Source organism: Pedobacter lithocola, from assembly GCF_042650845.1.
GTDB classification, from domain to species: domain Bacteria; phylum Bacteroidota; class Bacteroidia; order Sphingobacteriales; family Sphingobacteriaceae; genus Pedobacter; species Pedobacter lithocola.
Genome location: NZ_JBHSBW010000009.1, coordinates 232450 through 246348, shown reverse-complemented (window position 1 = coordinate 246348; position 13899 = coordinate 232450). Strand labels below are relative to the sequence as shown.

The 13899-nt window shown below is 34.2% G+C and carries 16 protein-coding genes; 4 read left to right on the top strand and 12 right to left on the bottom strand.

Features of this window, described 5'->3' with window-relative positions; translation table 11 throughout:
• Nucleotides 1–59: 59 nt before the first annotated feature.
• Nucleotides 60–320 (bottom strand): hypothetical protein, encoded by a 261-nt coding sequence (locus ACFOWA_RS09890; RefSeq protein WP_378984646.1) that lies wholly within the window; start codon nucleotides 318–320, stop codon nucleotides 60–62.
• Between the two features lie 227 nt (nucleotides 321–547).
• On the opposite strand from ACFOWA_RS09890, the gene ettA reads away from it, so the two are divergent.
• Complete coding sequence (ettA, locus tag ACFOWA_RS09885) at nucleotides 548–2227, top strand: energy-dependent translational throttle protein EttA (RefSeq protein WP_378984644.1); 1680 nt, start codon at nucleotides 548–550, stop codon at nucleotides 2225–2227.
• A 47-nt stretch (nucleotides 2228–2274) separates the two neighbouring features.
• Here the strand turns inward: ettA and ACFOWA_RS09880 are convergent, their stop codons facing one another.
• The 6 genes from ACFOWA_RS09880 to ACFOWA_RS09855 form a co-directional block, all read right to left on the bottom strand.
• Nucleotides 2275–2655 (bottom strand): hypothetical protein, encoded by a 381-nt coding sequence (locus ACFOWA_RS09880; protein ID WP_378984642.1) that lies wholly within the window; start codon nucleotides 2653–2655, stop codon nucleotides 2275–2277.
• Between the two features lie 18 nt (nucleotides 2656–2673).
• Nucleotides 2674–3021, bottom strand: a complete 348-nt coding sequence (locus ACFOWA_RS09875) for a hypothetical protein (protein WP_378984640.1) — start codon at nucleotides 3019–3021, stop codon at nucleotides 2674–2676.
• 202 nt (nucleotides 3022–3223) lie between these two features.
• Entirely contained in the window at nucleotides 3224–3928 is a 705-nt protein-coding gene (locus ACFOWA_RS09870; protein WP_378984638.1) for a GDSL-type esterase/lipase family protein, read from the bottom strand.
• 106 nt (nucleotides 3929–4034) lie between these two features.
• Nucleotides 4035–4265, bottom strand: a complete 231-nt coding sequence (locus ACFOWA_RS09865) for a DUF1456 family protein (protein WP_378984636.1) — start codon at nucleotides 4263–4265, stop codon at nucleotides 4035–4037.
• Nucleotides 4266–4414: 149 nt separating this feature from the next.
• Nucleotides 4415–5719 carry a DEAD/DEAH box helicase gene (locus ACFOWA_RS09860; protein WP_378984634.1) on the bottom strand — a complete coding sequence of 435 codons (1305 nt, stop codon included), beginning with the start codon at nucleotides 5717–5719 and terminating at the stop codon, nucleotides 4415–4417.
• A 49-nt stretch (nucleotides 5720–5768) separates the two neighbouring features.
• Nucleotides 5769–5987, bottom strand: coding sequence for a hypothetical protein (locus tag ACFOWA_RS09855; protein WP_378984632.1), 219 nt, complete (start codon nucleotides 5985–5987; stop codon nucleotides 5769–5771).
• Nucleotides 5988–6207: 220 nt separating this feature from the next.
• Here ACFOWA_RS09855 and ACFOWA_RS09850 point away from each other — a divergent pair, with 220 nt between their 5' ends.
• Genes ACFOWA_RS09850 through ACFOWA_RS09840 form a run of 3 tightly spaced genes read left to right on the top strand, consistent with a single transcriptional unit; the run spans nucleotide 6208 to nucleotide 7757 of the window.
• A complete protein-coding gene (locus tag ACFOWA_RS09850) occupies nucleotides 6208–6681 on the top strand; it encodes a ribonuclease H-like YkuK family protein (protein ID WP_378984630.1) in 474 nt (157 codons plus the stop codon).
• A 49-nt stretch (nucleotides 6682–6730) separates the two neighbouring features.
• On the top strand, nucleotides 6731–7258 hold the full coding sequence (locus ACFOWA_RS09845; protein WP_378984628.1) for a TlpA family protein disulfide reductase: 528 nt from the start codon (nucleotides 6731–6733) through the stop codon (nucleotides 7256–7258).
• 31 nt (nucleotides 7259–7289) lie between these two features.
• On the top strand, nucleotides 7290–7757 hold the full coding sequence (locus ACFOWA_RS09840) for an SRPBCC family protein (RefSeq protein ID WP_378984626.1): 468 nt from the start codon (nucleotides 7290–7292) through the stop codon (nucleotides 7755–7757).
• 6 nt (nucleotides 7758–7763) lie between these two features.
• Here ACFOWA_RS09840 and ACFOWA_RS09835 read toward each other — a convergent pair whose 3' ends face one another.
• The 5 genes from ACFOWA_RS09835 to ACFOWA_RS09815 form a co-directional block, all read right to left on the bottom strand.
• Nucleotides 7764–8339 carry a DUF4468 domain-containing protein gene (locus ACFOWA_RS09835; protein WP_378984624.1) on the bottom strand — a complete coding sequence of 192 codons (576 nt, stop codon included), beginning with the start codon at nucleotides 8337–8339 and terminating at the stop codon, nucleotides 7764–7766.
• Nucleotides 8340–8425: 86 nt separating this feature from the next.
• A complete protein-coding gene (locus ACFOWA_RS09830) occupies nucleotides 8426–9442 on the bottom strand; it encodes a porin (protein WP_378984622.1) in 1017 nt (338 codons plus the stop codon).
• 42 nt (nucleotides 9443–9484) lie between these two features.
• Nucleotides 9485–10888, bottom strand: coding sequence for an ammonium transporter (locus ACFOWA_RS09825; RefSeq protein ID WP_378984620.1), 1404 nt, complete (start codon nucleotides 10886–10888; stop codon nucleotides 9485–9487).
• 347 nt (nucleotides 10889–11235) lie between these two features.
• Complete coding sequence (locus tag ACFOWA_RS09820) at nucleotides 11236–12180, bottom strand: TIGR01212 family radical SAM protein (protein ID WP_378984618.1); 945 nt, start codon at nucleotides 12178–12180, stop codon at nucleotides 11236–11238.
• Nucleotides 12181–12418: 238 nt separating this feature from the next.
• Entirely contained in the window at nucleotides 12419–13840 is a 1422-nt protein-coding gene (locus ACFOWA_RS09815) for an APC family permease (RefSeq protein WP_378984616.1), read from the bottom strand.
• Nucleotides 13841–13899 lie beyond the last annotated feature (59 nt).

The following is a 13899-nucleotide window of genomic DNA, read 5'->3' as shown; positions in this document are numbered from 1 at the left end:
GGTTGGTTATCCTGTTTGTTTCGATTTAGCTCGAACATTTCCAATAATAAATACCATTTTTACATATCATTTTTTGCGCCATCTACTTCTTCAATAAACTGACGCATTAAATCCAGCTTCTCATATAGTGCCTCATGGCTTTCGAACAAGGATTGATACTTTTTCTTTAAATGTTCATGGTCCATTTTTATCTGGTAATACTTACCGGCAAAAACACCGTAACGGGCATACCATCGATTGAACGTTAAATCATCAATATCGTATAGCTTACATATCGAGTCTACCTTTTCTCCCTGGATATATGAATTTAACGCATTCATAATATCATCGATGTTTGCTTTATGTGTATGCCCCAAGCTAGAACCTAAAAAAGAGAATAAGAGATAATCTAATTTTCAAAGTATTTGAAACTGATAAAGAGAAAATTAAACATCTTCTACTTACATGGCAATATTTTTTAGAACTGCAATTGGAGAGCGCTTTTCATTATAAAAAACATTCTCTTTTCATTCCATTTTAAGCATCTTTGCAAAAATAAAAATTCATAATGGCAGACGAGAAAATCATATTTTCAATGGCTGGTGTAAATAAGATTTACCCACCTCAAAAACAGGTTTTAAAAAATATATACCTTTCATTTTTTTACGGTGCAAAAATCGGTGTTATTGGTTTAAACGGATCTGGTAAATCATCTTTACTTAAAATTATTGCTGGTTTAGATAAAACTTATCAAGGCGAAGTGGTTTTCTCTCCAGGATATTCTGTTGGATATTTGGCGCAAGAACCAATTCTTGATCCGGATAAAACCGTACGTGAAATTGTAGAAGATGGTGTTGCAGAAGTTACCGCAATCTTAAAAGAATACGAAGAAGTTAACGAAGCTTTTGGTTTAGAAGAAAACTATTCTGACGCCGATGCAATGGATAAGCTGATGGCTCGTCAGGGTATTTTACAAGATAAAATTGATGCTTTAGGTGCATGGGAAATTGATTCGAAATTAGAAAGAGCAATGGATGCTTTACGTTGTCCAGACCCTGAAACTAAAATTGGTGTTCTTTCTGGTGGTGAGCGTCGCCGAGTGGCAATGTGCCGTTTGCTATTGCAACACCCTGATGTTTTATTATTGGATGAGCCTACCAATCACTTGGATGCAGAAAGTATCGATTGGTTAGAGCAGTTTTTGCAAAACTATGAAGGAACGGTAATTGCCGTTACTCACGATAGATATTTCTTGGATAATGTAGCCGGTTGGATTTTAGAGTTAGACCGTGGTGAAGGTATTCCATGGAAAGGAAATTACAGCAGTTGGTTAGATCAAAAAGCCAAACGTTTATCTCAAGAAGAAAAAACAGAAAGCAAGCGCCAAAAAACATTAGAGCGTGAGTTGGAATGGGTTCGTATGGCTCCGAAAGCTCGCCATGCAAAATCAAAAGCACGTTTGGCAAATTATGATAAACTAGCTTCTGAAGATGGCAAAGAAAGAGAAGATAAGCTTGAACTTTTTATCCCGGCCGGACCGCGTTTGGGTAACGTGGTAATCGAAGCTACCAACGTAACAAAATCTTATGGCGATAAAGTTTTGTTCGATAATCTTAATTTTTCACTTCCTCCGGCAGGTATTGTTGGAATTATTGGGCCAAACGGTGCGGGTAAAACAACCTTGTTCCGCTTAATTACCGGGCAAGAAGAAGCCGATGCGGGAACTTTCCGTGTTGGAGAAACAGTAGAATTAGGTTATGTAGATCAAATGCATAATGATTTAGCTGCCGATAAAACAGTTTATGAAAACATTACTGATGGTTTAGATAACATTCAGTTGGGAAATAAAGCTGTTAACGGTCGTGCTTACGTTTCTAAATTTAACTTTAATGGTGGCGACCAGCAGAAAAAAGTTGGCATTTTATCTGGTGGTGAACGTAATCGTGTTCACTTAGCTATCACTTTAAAGAAAGGTGCAAACGTACTTTTACTAGATGAGCCAACCAACGATATTGATGTAAACACATTACGTGCATTAGAAGAAGCGTTAGAAAATTTTGGTGGATGTGCTGTAGTTATTAGTCACGATAGATGGTTTTTAGACAGAATTTGCACACATATTTTAGCTTTTGAAGGTAACTCAGAAGTCTATTTCTTCGAAGGTAATTATTCTGACTATGAAGAAAACCGCAAGAAACGTTTAGGAGATGTTACTCCCAAACGAATCAGATATAAGAAACTTAGTTAGTAAAAAACTCCCTATTAAAACAGGGAGTTTTTTTTTATACAATAGTTTTAAGCAATGGGTGCAATTGCCTGTTTATGTTCGTTAGCTTTTCTTTTCCCTCTAAAGAAAAAGTACAAATTAAAAAAGAGCATTATTCCGAGATAGATTGAAAATCCTCCAATTTTTGTACTAAGGGTTTCAATAAGTGTTTGATAGATATTTTCGTAGGCTGTTATTTTCATAATTAATAATGCAAAGCCTAAGTTTAATAGGTAAAATCCCGTTTCAAAGAGTTTGTTAGTTGCATTCGCAATCTCTTCTCGCCCCCTAAAAATATCAAGCATATAAATTTTACTATTCTTAAAAAGTGTTTTTGAAACATAAAAAGTTAGAAATAATGCAGTTGGTAAATAAACTGCATAGCCGATTAAAATTTTTGTCGTTTCCATAATAAAAGTTTTAAATTGTTATTTGATTAATTTATGAATAGTGGTGGTGATGATTAAAATGTTAAAGTAATGCAGCACAGAAAGTATGCAAATTATAATAGCAACCTTGATTGATAATACCTCAATCAATTGAAGCCCACTGGTTATATTTACCCACCCTACTAAGGTTATAGCACAATAACCAATGTTTACAAGATAATAAGCAACTAATAGTGTTTTATTGATTTGCTGGCAAACATCCAAGTGTCCGGGAATTAATTCTGCAACAAAAACACTTCCATTTCGATAACATATTTTGCCGACAAAAACTATAATCAAAACAACTATCAAAATAAAAATGAAGTAACCAATAATATTTAAGTTCATGGTTTTATGATTTAATTATTAAACTTTCAGAAATTTATGAAACACATATTCAAATTTTTTTTGCGTTGATTAAGGGTAGCAGTAATATTAGTATATACTATTATCATACGGTAAAAATAATTAAATGTTATTGAACTTTCAAATATTATTGAAAATATATTTCAAAAAAAATTCCCGATTTTCACCAGGCGTTTTTAATCTTTTATTTACCTATTGCCTTCATTATTGCAGCATCCGTTACAGCTTCCATAATTTTATAACCTGCCAAATTTGGATGAACACCATCTGTTGTATATTCTGCTTTCTGACCATTCTTTTCATCTACGAGAGGAGTAAAGTAATCCAGAACGGTAAAATGATTTTCCGTGGCATAAGCAACGATATTTTTATTAAGAGAAATTATTTGTTCAGCAGCACCTTTTAAATTTTTATTCCACGGATATTCATAAACTGGAAGGTACTTACACAGAATAACTTTAATATTATTTTTTCTTGCTAACTCGGCCATCGATTTTACATTATTCATGATGGTTTCGTTAGTAACATGACCTTTGCTCCCTGCCAAATCATTACTACCAGCTAAAATAATTACGGCTTTCGGTTTGAGGTTTATAACATCTTGCCTAAACCTGATGAGTAGCTGTGCTGAGATTTGGCCGCTAATACCTCTATCAACATAAGCATGATTGGCAAAATATTCAGGATCTTTATCCTTCCAGAATTCAAAAATAGAGCTTCCTAAAAACACAACTCGCTTCTCCCCTTTTTTTGGCAAGCCTAATAATTCATTTTCCTTTTGATATTTTGTTAGGTTAGCCCAATCATCAGAAAAATCTTCTTTTACGTTTTGAGCATATAAATTGCAAACGCTAAAAAGAATAACAAGCAGGAATAGTTTTATTTTCATTTAGCGGAAGTTGTAATTACAGTTCAAACAATATGAAAATCAATTTTGATTGGTTCAATCGCATTTAAAAAATAGACTTTTTCAAGATAATTGATAAAGACACAAACTACTTTTTCTCCTCTCTCGGACCTCTTTTATAAATAACCAATCCATTTAAAAAATTCCGCAGAATCTGATCGCCACATGGTTTAAAATTTTCGTGGTCATCGTTTCTGAAAATATCTCCAAGCTCTGCTTTCGTCACTTTAAAACCAACTAAATCGCAGATGGCTATAATATCTTCAGTTTTTAAGGATAAGGCTACCCTTAATTTTTTTAATATGTCGTTGTTACTCATACTTTTTAAATTGTGAATGATTGAATTTCGAATGATAGAATGAATTGCTAACTTGTTTGTCCTATTTTAATTGAACCATTGAACCATTGAACCATTGAACCATTGAACCATTGAACCATTGAACCAATGAACCAATGAACCAATAACTCCTAACTGGCTATTTCAAGCTTTAGTTTCTTTCCTTTGATTTTCTCCCCATTAAGCGCCTTTAAAAGTTTTTCAACTACTGTTCGTTTAACTGCAACATAACTTGTTGTATCTTTAACTTCAATAAGTCCTAAATCTTCTTTTTGTAAGCCGCCTTTTTGTAAAAATAAACCAACAATATCAATCTTATTAATTTTATCTTTTTTACCGTTAGCAATATATAAAGTTACCCAATTACTTGCTTCAGGTAATTTATATTTATCTCCTAATTTTTCTTCTTCAATGTTTTCTGGAAGATATTTATAGTGCTCATCTTCAGTTAATACCGCATAAGCAGTACCCTTTGCATGCATTCTGGCTGTTCTACCATTTCTATGAATGTATGCATCTTCAGTATAAGGCAATTGGTAATGTACAATGTTTTCTACTTCCGGAATATCCAAACCACGGGCAGCCAAATCTGTAGTAATTAATATTTTATGACTGCCATTTCTAAATTTCAAAAGCGCCTTTTCTCTATCTGCCTGCTCCATTCCTCCATGAAAAACATCATGCCCTAGGCCGTGTTCAAAAAGTAAATCGCTAATCCTATCAACAGTTTCTCGGTGATTACAAAAAACCAGAGTATTTGCACCACCAATTTTACTCAACAGTTTAAATAATATCTCAAGCTTATCTGCCGCAGGTGCAATTACCTTTTTCAGTTTTAAATCAGGCTTTACTTGGTTATCTTTTGAAAAATCTACCTCAGCAGGGTTATTTAGCTTTACAAATGCAGGTATTTCCTCCATTTTTGTAGCCGAAGTTAATATTCTTTGTTTTAGGGAAAGAAGTGTACCGATTATATAAGACATATCCTGCTCAAAACCGAATTCGAGCGATTTATCAAACTCGTCTAAAATCAGAGTTTCGATAAAAGATTCGTCAAAATTATGGCGCTCTAAATGATATGCAATACGACCAGGTGTACCAATTAAAACTGCTGGTGGATGCGCCAGGTTATTTTCTTCAATACGGACAGCATGACCGCCGTAACAGCAATTTACTTTAAATGAAGAACCCATTTGCTTAAAAACTTGCTCAATTTGCAAAGCAAGCTCTCTTGATGGAACCAAAATAAGCGTTTGCACTCCCTTAACATCTGTTTTTAAACCAGATAATAAGGGAAGTAAAAAGGCTAGTGTTTTGCCAGACCCGGTTGGTGCAATTAATACAACATCCTTACCTTTTTCTACTGCTATTATAGATGCATTTTGCATCTCATTAAGCTTCGATATATTTAATTTTTTAAGCGCATTTTCTATCATTACGCTCAAAGGTAAGCATTTCCTGTTTGTAGCAAACTCAGTAAAATTATTAGCGTTTCAGAAACCTGCGTTTCAATCTTTTCAACACCGAAAAATTAAGTTTTTTTTCTAATAAAAGTAACATTCGTCCTCTTTGCGATAAAGAATTCGTAACTTTCTCATTAACAGCATCAACCGATGAAATAATTCGTTCTGTTAAATCATCGGCAAATTTGTTGGCTCTGCTTTGTTGCAACAACTGAAATTCCTGTATTAATTCTGCTTTCATAACTCAAAGGGATTTGGTTAACTAATAGATAAATGTAACGCTTTAAAAACCCAAATTGTTGCAAAAAAATTAAAATAATACTAACAAAAACCACCTAACCTGTTGATAACTAATTATTTGTTAGCAAATAAACAACTGCATATTAACACTAATTTAATTTGTAGCACTTAATTTTATAATAACCTGATTACCATTTGTTAAACTCAAAAAACAATCATGTATGACATGGAAAAAATTTAGTGGCGAAGTCATCCAAACTTCTATCCTCGAGGAAATCGAACTTGCAATTATCAGAGAAACAGAAAAAGGCTATAAGCTAAAAGTTTGTATCGGCACAGACTCGCAAGTTAAAGGCCTAATAACTGATTTTGCAACAGTTATAGTTTTGCTGAGAGCGCATCATGGTGGTTTTATGTACATCCATCAAGAGAAATCATCTCAACAAGTGAGCATTAAAGAACGTATGTTAATGGAAGTTCAAAAATCAATAGAAACGGCATACTCCATTTGCGATTTGTTAGATATTTATGATGTTGCTTTAGAAGTACATGCTGATATCAATACCAATCCATCATTTAAATCTAATAAAGCATTGAATGATGCAATGGGTTACATTTTAAGCATGGGCTTTATATTTAAAGCCAAGCCAGAAGCTTTCGCAAGTTCTACTTGTGCAGATAAAATGGTTCATTAGGTTTGAATTCGAAATTTATTGGAGTATCTTTAAACTATATTTCCTTGATATGAAAAAGATACTCTTCCCTATTTTTGCATTATTAATTACCTTTTCTGCTCTTGCTCAAACCGACGATAAAGACACCTACACAAAAATAGGTGATGATGCGCCAAAGTTTAGTTTTGAACTGGATAAGGGCAAAACAGTAAACATTGCAGATTATAAAGGCAAACTTATACTTATTAATTTATTTGCAACCTGGTGCCCACCATGTAATACCGAATTGCCACTGGTTCAAAAAGAAATTTGGGATAAACACAAAGACAATAAAAATTTCACGTTTTTCGTATTTGGACGTGAAGAAGGCTGGGATAAGCTGATACCTTACAAAGCAAAAAAAGGTTTTACATTCCCGATATTACCCGACCTAAAAAGGGATGTTTTTAACAAATTCGCTAAGCAATCTATTCCAAGGAATATTTTAATTGATGAACGCGGAAAAATCATTTATCAATCTATTGGCTATGAGGAAAAAGAATTCCAATCGCTAGTAAAGCTTATTAACGATAAACTTAATAGTACAACAACAAAATAGCGACTTTGGTGTTTGGATATAAAAATAGAACTTGAAAACTTACAGATTAGAATTTACGCAAAAAGTTCCCGTTGATTTAGATACCGCTTGGGATTTCTTTTCATCACCACTTAACCTTTCTGAAATTACACCAAAGGACATGACTTTTGATGTTACTTCGCCTTTACAAAAAGACACAAAAATGTATCCGGGAATGATAATCACTTACAAAGTTTCACCTTTGTTGGGTATTAAATTGAACTGGATGACAGAGATTACGCATATAAAAGATAAAGAATACTTTATCGATGAGCAGCGATTTGGTCCTTTTGCGTTTTGGCATCACAATCATCATTTCGAAACCGTAGAAGGTGGGGTCTTAATGCATGATATTCTTCATTATGCAATTGGATGGGGTCCTATTGGCTCTATTGCTAATGCGATTGTAGTTAACAATAAAATAAACAATATTTTTAATTTCAGATATAAAAAGGTAGAAGAACTCTTCGGTAAGCTATAATTTTAATTACCATTTTTTAGTCGATACCGTATTTACTTTGGTTTTCTGTTTGTCTGTACTATTTGTAGCTAAAGCCTTTTTGAAACCTTCAGCAAGTTTATTGGTTTTATTGTAAGCACTTTCTAGAATATCTTTCCATTCGCCAGCATTAAGTTTGCCCGGAGTTTGTTCTAAGACTGTCCCGATTTTCGTTGATGCAACATAATTACCATAGCGATCTCTTTGGTAAGGGATATATTCAAAATCTGTAAGCCAAAAACGATACTTCTTATCCCGAGCTTCGAAATTTAAATTGTAATTAACCTCACCACTTGGATGACCGGCAACTAAAATGGTTTTATCAATTATCATTTTACCTTTTGCAATAATTGAGGTATCCGTTGAGCTTTCCTTTACAATCGACTTTTTGTAAGAATTTAAAAATGTATTTGCTCTCATCATTAGGCTATCTTTTGATGTAGTCTTCACATCTACAACTTCATAGTAAATAAATTTGCCTCGATCATCCAAAGGAAATTGCTTTTGCTGCGCTGAAACTTTTAGAGATATTATTGCTATAAATAAGATGAACAGATATTTCATAGATAAAATGTTAGAGCTAAAATTAAAGGTAACAAAAAGCCTCCGACTACAAGCCGGAGGCTAATAAATAAATAACGTAATATTAATTAAAAAGCGTAAACCGCTGCTAAAGAGAATTGCCCTGCATTAGGTGCAGCACCACCAGTTTTATTCAAAAATGGTTTATCTCCATTGTGGTCTAATCTAACCTCTGGGATAAAAGTTAAACCTCCTGATTTAATGTTTGCGGTAAAAGTAACACCCGTATATGATGTACCTAACGTAGTACCTACGTCTTTGTATTTAAAATACTCTCCTCTCAACCCTAAAGTTACTGCATCTGCTACAGCTATTTGAGGATATAATGCAACACCAGCATATCCACCTGCATCATCAGCCATATCGTAATTAGCTGCATTTAAACCCAATTTAAATGCTTTTGAAATTTGGTAAGATGTAGTTAAATCAGCAATGGTTCCGTAACCATACGGATCTGCGCCAGATAATACGTTTAAATATGCAGTCCAGCCTTCAACTGGTGATACCATTAATTGAGCACCAATACTTGATACACCTCTTGTTGCGCTGTAAACGTTCCAATCGTTAAATAAACCAGCCATTAAACTTACTTTATCAGAGAATTTATAAGTTGCCTTTATACCAGCATTTTGGAAAGGTCCGTTTGTAAATAAATAAGATGTAGAATAATTAAAATTTCCAACCGGAGATATTACTTCGTAACCAATAAATGTACCCATGTAACCGGCAGTCATCGAAAACTTATCAGAGAAATCGTAGTTTACATACAAATTCTGGATATGAAATGATGAGTTATCATTAGCAGCATCAGGAATAGATTGCGTTTGTCCGCGAGGACCAAATGAAATTTCGCCAACAAAAGATGCTTTTCCTGTTTTTTTCTTCAACACTAAATCTAGCATCCCTAATGAAACCGAATTATGGTCGGATGCGAATGATGTTGGAATATTAGGTCTTTTAGCAAAATCGTATTTATAATACGTATCAACCGAGCCTGAAAATTCGAGTGGAGAGGTTGGCGCCTCTTGCGCCAGGGCACACGTAGTGCTTGCTATACTAAATATAGCGGTTAAAAATTTCTTCATGTTTGAGCTTTGTTTGGGGTTTAGATATAACTATGGTTCGTATTATATTGCTTCTTGCACCGGACTATTTGACGCGACATAAGCCGCTTTTTCATTTACCAATAAAGTACCTTGAGAGTATTTCTCATTATGTTGCGATGCATCCAATCCAATTTCTTCTTCTTCATCAGAAACTCTGATTGGGTTGATTAAATTAACCAATTTGAATATGATAAATGATACAACAAAACTGAATAATATAACAATCACAGCACCTTTTAACTGCGTTACAAAAAACGTAGGATTGCCATAAAATAAGCCGTCGGCACCTGCAGCATTTACTGTTTTAGTAGCAAAAACACCTGTTAAAAGCATACCAACAATACCACCAACACCATGACAAGGAAATACATCTAAAGTATCATCTAAACTTGTTTTTTGTTTCCAAGACACAACCAAGTTAGACACAACCGCTGCAATAGCACCAATAAAAATACTTGAAGGAATACTGACAAAGCCTGCGCCTGGTGTAATGGCTACCAAGCCAACTACTGCACCAATACAAAAACCTAAAACTGATGGTTTTTTACCTCTAGCCACATCAAAAAACATCCATGATAAACCAGCTGCACCAGCTGCAGTATTAGTAGTTAAAAAGGCAGATACAGCTAAACTATTTGCACCTAATGCAGAACCAGCATTGAAACCAAACCAGCCAAACCATAATAAACCTGTACCGATTAATACATAAGGAATATTTGCAGGTGGAACTTCTTGATGTTCTAAGTGTGATTTTCTGCGTTTTAAAACCAAAGCACCAGCCAAAGCAGCCATACCAGCAGAAATGTGTACAACTGTACCACCGGCAAAATCCAAAACTCCCATTTTAAATAAGAAACCTTGTGGATGCCATGTCCAGTGTGCTAAAGGCGAATAAACGAATATTGCAAATAAAACGATGAATAAGATGTAGGATGTAAATCGGATACGTTCTGCAACTGCACCAACCACTAAACCTGGAGTTATAATTGCAAACATTAGTTGAAATACAGCAAATAAAGAAAGCGGAATAGTTAAGTCTGCCCCTCCTTGCAAATGTGGTGCTCCAGAATTTACACCTTTAAAAAATAAAAATGTAGATGGATTACCAATAAAACCACCAATGGTATCACCAAAAGCTAAACTGAATCCTACAACAGTCCAAAGTACTGTTATAACTCCAGCTGCTACAACGCTTTTAATCATTGTAGATAAAACATTTTTACGATGTACCATTCCACCATAAAAAAATGCTAAACCTGGCGTCATTAAGAATACCAATGCAGCTGCGATTAATATGAAAGCGATGTCAGGTCCACTGTATTTTCCTTCATCAAAATTTGGAAGAAGTGGAACAAATAGAGCTAATATTGCGAATACCATCAATATCACAAAAGGAGCGTACTGTTTAACTAAAATTTTAGCCATAGTTTTTAGGGTTTATTTTGTTTGGTTAATAAAATTGTTTGATTACCTGATTTATTTTGATAAAAATACAACATATTGTAACTTTTACACTATGAAATAGGAATATTTTAAATAAAATAGGAGATTTTTATAAAAACAATCAAATAAATTGCATTAAATTACAATTAATACAAAAAAAGACCAAAAATATAGTATCCAATTAAGAAAAAGAAAATAGCAGGGATTATACAGATTGTATAATTTTATCTAAATTTTGATAAAATTTATCTAAAATTTTAGTCAATAAACAAAAATCATCCGTTTTTTAGATGAATTTAAGTTAAATATCAATAAAATATTGGATTTGACTAAAAATATAAAGAACCCTGAACAACACCACGTTTTTCAATTTCTTTATCAATATAGGTTTGAATTGATGATTTATTTAAACCCCAATTTGGTGCAATTAATAAATCCCAGTCTGAAATACCAAAAAGCCGCTGAATAACAATATCCGGACGAAGTAGAGGGATTAATTCGCAAAGTAAGTCGGTATATTCTTCTAATGTAAACAGTTTAAAAGGTTCCTTTTTATATTTAGCACCCATGATAGAGCCTTCTACAATATGGAGGTGATGAAATTTAACAAACTTAATTTGCGGAAAACGGTTAATTTCGTGGATATATCCCAACATCATTTCTTTAGTTTCCCAGGGAAAACCAAAAATTGTGTGAACACATAAATCAAGTTTGCTGTTTTCTAATAACTTAACGGCTTCGACAAATTCGCCATGGCTACAACCCCTGTTAATTTGGTTTAAAGTATCATCATAAATAGATTCCATACCCATTTCCAAATCAACATCGTATCTATCAGTATAACTTTCAAGCAAGGCCACCTTTTCTGCGTCAATACAATCTGGCCTTGTACCAACAGAAAAACCAACAACATCTTCGGGGTTTACAGCAAGCGCCTCATCATACATCATTTTTAAATAATGTACCGGTGCATAGGTATTTGTGTTTGGCTGAAAGTAAACGATAAATTTATCAGCTTTATAGAAATTTTTACCACGCTCCATTCCCTTTTCCAACTGCTCTCGAATGGTTGGCATTTTACGGGAGATTTCTGGGGTGAAAGAATCTACATTACAATAGGTACAACCACCATAACCCTTACTTCCATCGCGGTTTGGGCATGTGAAACCTCCATCAACAATAGTTTTAAAAACCCGCTGACCATTGTATTTCTCACGCAAATGCGTTCCGTAATTTTTATATCCCTTTATGCCTAAATCTACCTGTGTTCCCATTTGTTGCAAAAATACGAAAATAGCATCAAGTATTAAGGTAACACTGTTTTAAAAAAATTTAGAAAACAATTGCAGCATGATTATTCAAAATTAACCTCTATACTTAAATGAATAGTATCAAGTAAAACGAAATTACTTATTCAACGCAATCCCTTATCCCACCCATTTACTACATAAAAAAAGGATGGTAAAAACTTAATCCTACCCATCCCAAAATCTTGTTAATCCTTAAATCAACCTAAACTTGAAGTTCTTTAGGTTTTGTTAGGTAATATACCGGAATACCTACCAACATAATAGCAACACCCCATCCACAGGTATCGGGCTTGGTGATGAGCAATCCGATTGATATTGCCGATGCGACACCGATATAAAACGCAGGCAGAATAGGATATCCAAAAGCTTTATATGGACGTACAGCATCTGGAAGTTTTTTTCTTAAAATAAAAATCCCTAGAATAGTAAGGATATAAAATATAAGTACAATAATGATAACAAAGTCTAACAAAGCACCATATTTACCTGTTAAACAAAGTAGAGAAGCCCAAATGCCTTGTGCCCAAAGTGCCCATTCTGGCACATCAAATTTATTGAGATAACTGGCTTTTTTAAAGAATAAACCATCTTTAGCCATTGTATAATAAACCCTTGCACCAGCCATTATCAACCCATTGTTACAGGCAAATGTCGAAATCATAATCATTACTGCAATAATAATAGTACCGGTATTGCCAAAGATATACTGCGCAGCTACTATTGCAACTCTATCTGACGGTGCATGCGCTATTTCATCCAACGGCACAACAGCAACATACATTAAATTGGCTAATATGTAAATAATACTTACTATAAGTGTCCCTAAAAATAAGCTCAAGCCTACATTTCGTTCGGGGTTTTTAATTTCACCAGCGATAAATGTAACTCCATTCCAGGCATCACTACTAAATAACGAACCAACCATGGCAGCCACAATGCCCGACATTAAAGCGCCACCACTAATTCCAACCCAAGAGTTGGTATCCATATCGAACATCTTCGAATCCCAAGTGTTTGCCCAGTTGGCATTCCAAATTTCTGCTTTCGCAGCCAATGCAAAACCAAAGATAATTAAGCCAAATAGTGAGAGTATTTTAATAATGGTTAAAAATGTTTGCAGCATTTTTCCGTTTTTAACACCTTTACTATTTATATATGTTAGCAATACAATGGTAAAAATAGAAACAAGTTGTGCTGCGCTGAGTTGAAATGAGCCCGCTTCCCAAATAATGTTTTTTTCGCTAAGTGGTTCGTATAAATAAGCCGCAAATTTAGAAAAAGCCACACCCACGGCTGCAATAGTACCTGTTTGAATCACAGCAAAGAAACTCCAACCGTATAAGAAGGCAATTAATTTATTATACGATTCTTTTAAATAAACGTATTGACCACCTGCTTTAGGAAACATGGCACTGAGTTCGCCATAACTTACCGCAGCAATCATTGTAATAATTGATGTTAAAACCCATATTAAAATTAGCCAACCTGTAGAGCCAACGTAACGGGTCATTTCTGAGCTTACAATAAAAATACCTGAGCCAATCATCGATCCGACAACCAGCATTGTACCATCAAAAAGGCCAAGCGCTCGTTTGAACGTATGGTCTTGTTGTTCTTTCTCCATAATAAAGTTTAGTTTGGGCTAATTTATTTAAAAAAATCTATTTGAGGCCTATTGAGATG

Coding starts and splice junctions, on each gene's coding strand:
- ACFOWA_RS09845 (WP_378984628.1), top strand. CDS start 6,731: ATGAAAAAGATACTCTTCCCTATTTTTGCATTATTAATTACCTTTTCT.
- ACFOWA_RS09865 (WP_378984636.1), bottom strand. CDS start 4,265: ATGAGTAACAACGACATATTAAAAAAATTAAGGGTAGCCTTATCCTTA.
- ACFOWA_RS09855 (WP_378984632.1), bottom strand. CDS start 5,987: ATGAAAGCAGAATTAATACAGGAATTTCAGTTGTTGCAACAAAGCAGA.
- ACFOWA_RS09890 (WP_378984646.1), bottom strand. CDS start 320: ATGAATGCGTTAAATTCATATATCCAGGGAGAAAAGGTAGACTCGATA.
- ACFOWA_RS09815 (WP_378984616.1), bottom strand. CDS start 13,840: ATGGAGAAAGAACAACAAGACCATACGTTCAAACGAGCGCTTGGCCTT.
- ACFOWA_RS09875 (WP_378984640.1), bottom strand. CDS start 3,021: ATGAACTTAAATATTATTGGTTACTTCATTTTTATTTTGATAGTTGTT.
- ACFOWA_RS09850 (WP_378984630.1), top strand. CDS start 6,208: ATGACATGGAAAAAATTTAGTGGCGAAGTCATCCAAACTTCTATCCTC.
- ettA (WP_378984644.1), top strand. CDS start 548: ATGGCAGACGAGAAAATCATATTTTCAATGGCTGGTGTAAATAAGATT.
- ACFOWA_RS09860 (WP_378984634.1), bottom strand. CDS start 5,719: ATGATAGAAAATGCGCTTAAAAAATTAAATATATCGAAGCTTAATGAG.
- ACFOWA_RS09820 (WP_378984618.1), bottom strand. CDS start 12,180: ATGGGAACACAGGTAGATTTAGGCATAAAGGGATATAAAAATTACGGA.
- ACFOWA_RS09830 (WP_378984622.1), bottom strand. CDS start 9,442: ATGAAGAAATTTTTAACCGCTATATTTAGTATAGCAAGCACTACGTGT.
- ACFOWA_RS09835 (WP_378984624.1), bottom strand. CDS start 8,339: ATGAAATATCTGTTCATCTTATTTATAGCAATAATATCTCTAAAAGTT.
- ACFOWA_RS09825 (WP_378984620.1), bottom strand. CDS start 10,888: ATGGCTAAAATTTTAGTTAAACAGTACGCTCCTTTTGTGATATTGATG.
- ACFOWA_RS09870 (WP_378984638.1), bottom strand. CDS start 3,928: ATGAAAATAAAACTATTCCTGCTTGTTATTCTTTTTAGCGTTTGCAAT.
- ACFOWA_RS09880 (WP_378984642.1), bottom strand. CDS start 2,655: ATGGAAACGACAAAAATTTTAATCGGCTATGCAGTTTATTTACCAACT.